This window comes from Enterovirga sp., from assembly GCF_028290205.1.
Classification (GTDB): Bacteria; Pseudomonadota; Alphaproteobacteria; order Rhizobiales; family Beijerinckiaceae; genus Enterovirga.
Map to the genome: position 1 here is coordinate 1 of NZ_JAQGKF010000205.1, position 8,049 is coordinate 8,049.

General features: G+C 71.5%; 9 protein-coding genes and 1 pseudogene. 7 read left to right on the forward strand and 3 right to left on the reverse strand.

What is annotated here, in order from left to right:
* The 4 genes from JWR86_RS14010 to JWR86_RS14025 all read left to right on the forward strand — a co-directional run.
* On the forward strand, positions 1-976 hold a 976-nt coding region (locus tag JWR86_RS14010; RefSeq protein WP_299566673.1), incomplete at its 5' end, for a peptidoglycan DD-metalloendopeptidase family protein.
* A complete protein-coding gene (locus JWR86_RS14015; protein WP_299566675.1) occupies positions 976-2,322 on the forward strand; it encodes a S41 family peptidase in 1,347 nt (448 codons plus the stop codon). The genes JWR86_RS14010 and JWR86_RS14015, both read left to right, overlap by 1 nt.
* Before the next feature lie 193 nt (positions 2,323-2,515).
* Positions 2,516-3,733: a divergent polysaccharide deacetylase family protein gene (locus JWR86_RS14020; RefSeq protein WP_299566677.1), complete on the forward strand. Its 1,218-nt coding sequence runs from the start codon at positions 2,516-2,518 to the stop codon at positions 3,731-3,733.
* Positions 3,730-4,269 carry an RNA pyrophosphohydrolase gene (locus JWR86_RS14025; protein WP_299566679.1) on the forward strand — a complete coding sequence of 180 codons (540 nt, stop codon included), beginning with the start codon at positions 3,730-3,732 and terminating at the stop codon, positions 4,267-4,269. The genes JWR86_RS14020 and JWR86_RS14025 overlap by 4 nt, the downstream gene beginning before the upstream one ends.
* A gap of 4 nt (positions 4,270-4,273) precedes the next feature.
* On the opposite strand, the gene JWR86_RS14030 is transcribed toward JWR86_RS14025, so the two are convergent.
* Positions 4,274-4,903, reverse strand: a complete 630-nt coding sequence (locus JWR86_RS14030; protein ID WP_299566681.1) for a helix-turn-helix transcriptional regulator — start codon at positions 4,901-4,903, stop codon at positions 4,274-4,276.
* Between the two features lie 108 nt (positions 4,904-5,011).
* On the opposite strand from JWR86_RS14030, the pseudogene JWR86_RS14035 reads away from it, so the two are divergent.
* Positions 5,012-5,332, forward strand: a pseudogene (locus tag JWR86_RS14035) (DUF952 domain-containing protein); the annotation flags it as partial.
* A gap of 45 nt (positions 5,333-5,377) precedes the next feature.
* Positions 5,378-5,749 carry a PaaI family thioesterase gene (locus JWR86_RS14040; RefSeq protein ID WP_299566685.1) on the forward strand — a complete coding sequence of 124 codons (372 nt, stop codon included), beginning with the start codon at positions 5,378-5,380 and terminating at the stop codon, positions 5,747-5,749.
* On the opposite strand, the gene JWR86_RS14045 is transcribed toward JWR86_RS14040, so the two are convergent.
* Together JWR86_RS14045 and JWR86_RS14050 are read right to left on the reverse strand one after the other, a co-directional pair.
* The gene (locus tag JWR86_RS14045) at positions 5,746-6,012 is read right to left on the reverse strand and encodes a DUF6460 domain-containing protein (protein ID WP_299566682.1); all 267 of its coding nucleotides are present in this window, start codon (positions 6,010-6,012) and stop codon (positions 5,746-5,748) included. The two genes, JWR86_RS14040 and JWR86_RS14045, sit on opposite strands and share 4 nt — an antisense overlap.
* A gap of 8 nt (positions 6,013-6,020) precedes the next feature.
* Positions 6,021-7,250, reverse strand: coding sequence for a glycosyltransferase family 4 protein (locus tag JWR86_RS14050; RefSeq protein ID WP_299566683.1), 1,230 nt, complete (start codon positions 7,248-7,250; stop codon positions 6,021-6,023).
* Positions 7,251-7,318: 68 nt separating this feature from the next.
* Between JWR86_RS14050 and JWR86_RS14055 the strand changes: the two genes are divergently transcribed.
* Positions 7,319-8,049: alpha/beta hydrolase (locus tag JWR86_RS14055; RefSeq protein WP_299566684.1), on the forward strand; the 731-nt coding region annotated here is incomplete at its 3' end.

Here is an 8,049-nt window from a genome sequence, read left to right on the forward strand (position 1 = left end):
TGACGAGCGGCGGGCGGTGACGGCCGAGGTGCTGGCCGCGCTGCAGCGGGTCAGCCGCCGGCCCGCGGGCGCGGTGCTGCTGCGGGCGGAGGACATCATGGAGGCGATCCGCGCCGCCGGGCTCCTGGCCGGCACGACCCCGGGTCTGCGCGAGCAGGCGCGCGTCATCGCGGCCGACCTCGCCCAACTCGGGCGCTACCGCGAGGCGATCCTGGCTGATCGGCTCGCGCTCGACGCCGAATTCGTGGCCCTGGCCGGCGAGCGGGACCGCCTGGCCGCCCTGATTCTGGCCCGGCAGGAGCGGCTCGCTCTTGCCGAAAGCGCGATGGGCACCGAGGGCTCCCGCGCCGACCAGCTCGGCCGCGAGGCCCGCACGCTGCGGGAACTGATCGACCGCACGGAGGCGGAGGCAGCGACCATCCGGCGGAAAGCCGAGGAAGCGCGGCTCGCCGCCGAAGCCGAGGCCCGGCAGGCGCGCGAGCGCTTCGCAGCCGCGGCCGCGCGCGAACCGGTCCGGCTCGCGCCGCGGCAGGGCTTTGCCGAATTGCGAGGTCTCCTCAGCCGCCCGGCGGTCGGGATCCCTCTCCGGGAGTTCGGGGCGCCCGACGGCAGCGGCGGCGTGCTGAGAGGCGCGGCCATCGGAACGCGGCCCCGCGCGCTGGTCACCGCGCCGGCGGATGGCTGGATCGTGTTCGCCGGACCGTTCCGATCCTACGGCCGACTCTTGATCATCAATGGCGGCGGCGGCTACTATCTGCTCTTGGCCGGGATGGACCATATGAACGTCGCGGTGGGCCAGTTCGTTCTGGCCGGCGAGCCGGTCGGGCAGATGGGCGACGTTGCGGCCCCCTCTGCGGCTTTGGGCGTCGTTGAGACGGACGGCCCGGTCCTTTATGTTGAGTTGCGTAAGGACGGCGGTCCGATCGATCCCGGTCCGTGGTGGGCGAAATCTCAGGCCGAAAGGGCTCGCGGGTGATGCGCAGACTGTCTCTCGTCTTCCTGGGGGCCATCGTGGGCGCGGGCGCCGCGACCGTGGCGTCGCAGACCCACCTGCTCTCCTCCACCAGCGCGATCGCGGCCTCTGCTGAAACCTATCGGCAGTTGAGTCTCTTCGGCGACGTGTTCGAGAAGGTTCGGACCGATTACGTCGAGAAGCCGGACGAGGGAAAGCTGATCGAGGCAGCCGTGAACGGCATGCTGGCATCGCTGGACCCGCATTCCTCCTTCATGGACCGGAAGAGCTTCCGGGACATGCAGGTCCAGACCTCCGGGCAGTTCGGTGGTCTCGGGATCGAGGTCACGATGGAGGAAGGCCTGATCAAGGTCGTCACTCCGATCGACGACACGCCGGCCCATAAGGCCGGCATCATGGCGAACGACGTCATTGTGCAGATCGAAGACGACCAGGTGCAGGGCCTCACCCTGAATCAGGCGGTCGACAAGATGCGCGGCCCGGTGAACACGCCGGTGCGGCTGAAGATCCAGCGCACCGGCAAGGAGCCGTTCGAGGTCACGCTCGTGCGCGACGTGATCCGGATCCGGCCCGTGCGGTCGCGGGTCGAGGGCGACATCGGCTTTCTCCGCATCACGCAGTTCAACGAGCAGACCTTCGAGGGGCTGCGCACCCAGATTGACAAGCTGACCAGCGACATCGGGCCGGACAAGCTGAAGGGCTTCGTGATCGACCTGCGCAACAATCCGGGCGGGCTGCTGGATCAGGCCATCATGGTCTCCGACGCCTTTCTCGACCGCGGCGAGATCGTCTCCACCCGGGGCCGGAACTCGGACGAGAACCAGCGCTTCAACGCCAAATCGGGCGACCTCACCAAGGGCAAGCCGATCGTGGTGCTGATCAACGGCGGCTCGGCCTCGGCCTCGGAAATCGTGGCCGGCGCGCTGCAGGACCACAAGCGGGCCCTCGTGATGGGCACGCGGTCCTTCGGCAAGGGCTCCGTTCAGACGGTGATTCCGCTTGGCGGCAACGGCGCCGTGAGGCTCACCACGGCGCGCTACTACACGCCCGCCGGCCGCTCCATCCAGGCCAAGGGTATCGAGCCCGACCAGGAGGTGCTGCAGGACATCCCGGACGAGCTCAAGGGCAAGGACGAGACCAAGGGCGAGGCTGGCCTGCGCGGCCACCTCAAGAACGACGGTGAGAAGGGCGGCTCCTCGGCCTATGTTCCGCCGGACCCGACCAAGGACAAGCAGCTCATCGCCGCCATGGAGCACCTGCGCGGCACCCGGAAGGGCGCAGCCAACACCACCCCGCCGCCGGAGGGCGCGGCGGGCCCGGGCACGGCCAAGCCCGCGGTGCCGAACTAGCGCCCCCGAGCTGGTCCTCGGCGCTTCGGCCCGAGGACCCGCCGCCCGGCCAATGCGCATGTTCGGCCGTGCACGGTCCGCTCCCACCTGACCCGGCCCGCCACGCCGCGTGGGGGTGGTGGCTGATTGGTTAACCGCCCGTCATCATCCTCGGGGAGGCGATTCGGCGGATGGTGACGATGGTGGCCAGGCGGTGAAGACGGTGCGGGCGGACGAACTCACCGCGCCCTTGGGGCTCGAGCCCCGGCCGGAGCCGCGCAGCTGGGCGCTGGCGAGATCCGCAGCGGTCACGGGTGCCGTGTGCTGCGGCGCCCTGATCGGCGCCAGCTTCGTCGTCACCGCGCTCTATGGCGATCCGCTTGGCGGCCGTCCCTCCGTCCGCGTCGCAATCCTCGCTCCCAACCCGGCCGAGGCGAAAGCCCCGGCGGTGGCCGCCGCGCCCGAACGGGGCGCCCCGTCCCGAGATCCGGTGCGCCGCGACGCCGGCACCGTCGAGGCCGAATCCGGGGTTTCCGTGGTGCGGCCCGACGGCACCTCGGCACCCGGCTCGATCGTGGTCCGTGTGCCGGACGACGCGGGGTCCACTCCGCCGGCCGCCGATCCCCGCCTCATCGAGAAGACCCGGACGGGCTCGCTGCCCCGGCTCGGCCCGGGCGGTCTGCGGCCGCTCGACGTCTATGCCAGGCCGGAAGGCGAACTCCCGGGCGGGGCGCGACCGACCGGCCGCATTGCCATCGTGGTCGGCGGCCTCGGCATCGGCGTCAGCGCCACGGAGGATGCGGTGGCCCGGCTGCCGGCGCCCGTGACGCTGGCCTTCGCGCCCTATGGGCAGGATCTCGTGCGCCTCGTGGGCCGCGCGCGCCAGGACGGTCACGAGGTCATGCTCCAGGTGCCGATGGAGCCCTTCGACTACCCCGACAGCGACCCTGGTCCGCACACGCTGCTGGCCGCTGCCAAGCCGGCCGACACGCTGGATCATCTGCACTGGTCCATGGCGCGCTTCACGGGCTATGTCGGCGTGATGAACTACATGGGAGCCAAGCTCACCTCGGACGAGCGCGCCCTCGGGCCGATCCTGCGCGAGCTCGGCGGGCGCGGGCTCGGCTTCCTGGACGATGGCTCCTCGTCGCGCTCCGTCGTGACCGCCCTGGCGGGGCAAACGCCGGCCGCCAGGGCCGATCTCGTGCTCGATGCGGTGCCGCGGGCCGACCTGATCGACAAGGCGTTGGCGCGGCTGGAAGCCATCGCCGCCTCCGGCCGCATCGCGGTGGCGACCGCGAGCGCGCTTCCGGTGACGGTGGACCGGATCGCGCGCTGGTCGGAGGGGCTGTCCGCCCGGGGCATCCTGCTTGTGCCTGCGAGCGCCGCCCTGTCCCGCCCTGGCACCCTGCGCGAGGCGGCTGTCCGGTGAAAACGCGCGCCGGTGAATCCGGCCCCGACGGCCTTCCCTACAGGCCCTGCGTCGGCATCGCGCTCGTGAACCGTCAAGGACTGGTGTTCCTGGGCCGGCGCCGGCGGGAAGCTGGGCCGGAGCATCTTGAGGCCGATGGCGGCCATGCCTGGCAGATGCCTCAGGGCGGCATCGATCCGGGCGAGGATCCGTACCGGGCGGCACTTCGCGAATTGTACGAGGAGACCAACGTCCGCTCCGTCGCCCTTCTGGCCGAGGCGCCGGACTGGTACGCCTATGATCTGCCGCAGGCGGTTGCCGGCCGCTCCTGGCGTGGGCGCTACAGGGGCCAGACGCAGAAATGGTTCGCCCTGCGCTTCACGGGGCCGGACAGCGAGATCGACGTGGCAGCCCCGGGCGGCGGGTGGCACAAGCCCGAATTCGAGTCCTGGCGTTGGGAGAAGCTCGAAAACCTCCCTGACCTGATCATTCCGTTCAAGCGGCCGGTCTACGACCAGGTGGTGGCCGCGTTCCGGAGCGTCGTCGTCCCGGGCTAGGCCGCTACTGCCGGGCCCACATGATGCGGCCCATCCAGTCGATGGCGCTGGCCGGCACGACGCGGTCGGGGTGGTCGGGGTTGAGCGAGGCGAGCTCGACGCCCCGGGCAGTGCGCCGCTTCAGCTCCTTGGCCATCACCTCGCCGTCGGTGGTGCGGACCACGACGCGGTCGCCCTTTCGGATCGCGGCGGTGCGGGACACGATGACGATGTCGCCCTCGCGATAGAGGGGGCGCATCGAATCCCCCTGCACCTCGAGCGCGAAAACCCGCTCCTGCGCCAGGTCGGGAAATTCCACCTCGTCCCAGCCGGGCCCGCCAACCGGCATGCCGTCGTCGGAAAACAGGCGGCCGGCGCCGGCCTGGGCGAGGCCGATCAGCGGCACGCGGCGCGTGGGGCCCTCCGCCGGTTCGACCAGCCGCATGAACTCGTCGAGGCTGGCTCCGGTGGCGGCCAAAACCTTCGCGATGGATTCCGTCGACGGCCAGCGATCGCGCCCGTCCGGGCCCTGGCGCTTCGACCGGTTGAAGCTGGTGGCGTCGAGGCCGGCCCGGCGGGCGAGCCCGGAAACCGACAGGCCGTAGCGCTCGGCGAGCTGGTCGATGGCCGACCAGATGCGGACATGGGAGAGCATGAAGGGCCTCGCGCGCGGCGCCGTTCAGGATTATTGTACTAGGAAAGTAAGCACTCGACAACCGCCGCCGCCATGGTCACGGGCGGCTCTTTGCGGCAAGGAGCGGGCATGTCGCTCATCTACAAGATCTGCCCCGCCGCCCTGTGGCAGAGGGCCCGCGACGAGGGCGCATTCGGTGGCGCGCCCGTCGACCTCGCCGACGGCTACATCCACTTCTCCACCGAGGCACAGGTCGCCGAGACGGCGGCGCGCCATTTCGGAGGCCAAACGGACCTCCTCGTTCTGGCTGTCGATCCACACCCGCTGGGCGACGCCTTGCGCTGGGAGCCCTCGCGCGGTGGCGCCCTGTTTCCGCATCTCTACGGCCCGTTGCCGCTCGCCGCCGTCCGGTCCGCCGCGTCCCTGCCGGTGCGGGAAGACGGCGCCCACGACCTCGGCCCGGCGCTCTGGACCCGAAGCCGCGACGAGGGCTTCATGGGCCTGGTCGGCCCGATCTGGACGAGCCCGGATCCGCTCGCCACACGCCATGGCTTCCGGGCCGAACGCCGGCACCTGAACCGCGGCGGCACGGTGCATGGCGGGATGCTGGTCGCCTTTGCGGACCAGGCGCTCGGCCTCGCCTCCTGGGCCGCCAACGGGGATCGGCCGCAGGTCACCATCCAGCTCGACACCCATTTCATCTCGGGCGTGGCCGAGGGCGAATGGCTGGAGGCGCGCTGCCGGGTGGTGCGGCAGACCGCCTCGCTGCTGTTCATGACCGCGGAATTGGGGGTGGGCGAGCGCCCGGTCGCCACGGCGACCGGGATCTGGATGATGCGGGCGCGGCCCCGCGGAGACCGGGCTTAGCGCCGCCCGCTGATCAGCCGCGACAGCAGCCACAGCGGCACCACGACCATGGCGCCGGCCAGGATGTAGCGGCCGAAGTTCCGCACGGCGTCGAGCCCGAAGCCGAACAGCTCCCGGAACCCGTCCACGACCCAGTGAACCAGATCGAACGGCGTGAGGCCGATCGCGGCCAGCACGATGCCGACAAGGAGCGACAGGAACAGCAGCTTCAGGAGCACCGCCACCGGCGAGCCACCGAGCCAGCGCTCGAGAGTCGACATCATTGCTCCGCTCACCCCGACTCGGAACCCCTGCCGAGGAGCGCGATATAGGTGTCGAGCGTGTCGGCCACCATCGTGTCGAGCGAGAAATGGCGTTCCACATGCGCCCGGGCCCTGAGGGCCATGGCGTCCCGGGCGCTCGCTCCCAGGGAGAGGGCGGCTCCGATCGCGTCCGCGAGGGCTTCGGCGTCGCCCGCCGGTACGCGCCAGCCGGTTCGGGCGGAGGCGGGAGCGTCTGGCGGAGCCACCACCGTTTCGGGGACCGCGCCGAGATCTGACACCACCACCGGGATGCCGAGGGCCTGCGCCTCGACCGCCGAGCGCCCGAACGCCTCGGGCTCGGTGGAGGGCACCGCCACGACCGAGGCCGCCATGAAGGCGGCGGGCATGTCGGTGCAATGGCCGACGCGACGCACGATCCCGTCGAGCCCCCCCGCGGCAATCAGCCCGTCGAGTTCGCGCACGTAGCCCTCGCGGCCCTGGGGATCGCCGGCCAGCACATAGGCGACGTCGCTCTGGCCCGCCGCCTTGAGGCGGGCGGCGGCCTCGACGAGCACCCGCTGCCCTTTCCAGGCCGTCAGCCGCCCGGCCAGCAGCACGATGCGCTCATGCGGCGCGACGCCCCAGGCGCGGCGAAGCGCGTCCACCCGGTCCGGCCCGATGGCCGAGGGCAGGAAGCGGGCGAGGTCGGTGCCTCGGGGAATGACGCGGATGCGGTCGGACGCGGCCGGATAGGTCTGCCGGATGAGGTCGGCCGTGTAGCCGGAATTGGCGATCACGGCGTCGCCGCGCGCCATCACGGAATTGTACAGGCGCTTCGGGGCCGAGCGGCCCGCATAGCTGCCGTGATAGGTGGTCACGAACGGGATGCCGAGCGCCCGCGCGGCGCCGAGCCCGACCCAGGCCGGGGCGCGGGACCGGGCGTGGATCAGGGCCGCGCCCTCCTCGTGGGCGATGCGGGCCAGGCGGCGCACGTTCCGCAGCATGGCGATCGGGTTCTTGGTCGCGGCCGGGAACGGGATCCAGGCGCCGCCCTTGCTTTGCAGCTCGGCCACGAGGCGGCCACCCTGGCTGGCGATGAGGGCTCGTGCCCCGGCCTCGGCCAGCGCGGCCGCCACGTCGATGGCGGTCCGCTCGGCCCCGCCCGCCTCGAGCTCAGGGATGATCTGCAGGATGGTCACGCCTTCGAGCGGCGCGGCGGCGCGCGAAAAGGCGGGGCGGTGTCGCGGCGCACGGCTCACAGGATTATAGCAGGGCTCACAGAAGGGCGGCCGCAGCCTCGCCGTCCGGGGTTGAGGTCGGGTTAAGCATGCACCACGACATCGAGATCGGCGACGACCGGCGTCGCATCGCCGTCCTGGACCGGCCGGGCCGCGGCCCGACGGTGGCTTGGTTCGGCGGCTTCCGGTCGGAGATGACCGGAACCAAGGCCGACGCGCTGGACGCCTGGGCGGCCGAGACGGGCCAGAGCTTCGTCCGATTCGACTATTCCGGACACGGCCTCTCCGGGGGCGCGTTCCGCGACGGAACGATCTCGCGCTGGCTCGAGGAAGGGCTCGAGGTTCTGCAGCGCTTCGGCGCGGGCCGGCCGGTCCTGGTCGGCTCCTCCATGGGCGGATGGCTCGCCCTTCTCGCCGCCCGCGCCCTGCAGCAGCGAGCGCCCGAGCGGGCCCCCGCGGCGCTGGTGCTGATCGCGCCGGCGCCGGACTTTACCGAGCGTCTGATGTGGGACGCGTTTCCGTCGGCGGTCCGAGAGCAGATCCTGCGGGACGGCTGCTGGCAGCGGCCCTCGCTCTACTCCGACGAGCCCACGCCCATCACCCGCGAGCTGATCGAGGACGGACGGCGGCACCTGCTTCTGGACGGGCCGATCGAGACGGGGTGCCCGGTCCATATTCTTCAGGGAACGGACGATCCCGATGTTCCGTGGGAACACGCCATGCGGCTGGTGGAGCGCCTGCCGGGGGAAGGTGTCCAGCTCACCCTGGTCAAGAACGGCGACCACCGCCTGTCGCGGCCCGAAGACATCGACAGGCTGGT

What these genes read in the sequence shown, in the direction of transcription:
- JWR86_RS14015 (WP_299566675.1), top strand. Translation starts at nt 976, where the DNA reads ATGCGCAGACTGTCTCTCGTCTTCCTGGGGGCCATCGTGGGCGCGGGC.
- JWR86_RS14030 (WP_299566681.1), bottom strand. Translation starts at nt 4,903, where the DNA reads ATGCTCTCCCATGTCCGCATCTGGTCGGCCATCGACCAGCTCGCCGAG.
- JWR86_RS14040 (WP_299566685.1), top strand. Translation starts at nt 5,378, where the DNA reads ATGGGCCTGGTCGGCCCGATCTGGACGAGCCCGGATCCGCTCGCCACA.
- JWR86_RS14045 (WP_299566682.1), bottom strand. Translation starts at nt 6,012, where the DNA reads ATGATGTCGACTCTCGAGCGCTGGCTCGGTGGCTCGCCGGTGGCGGTG.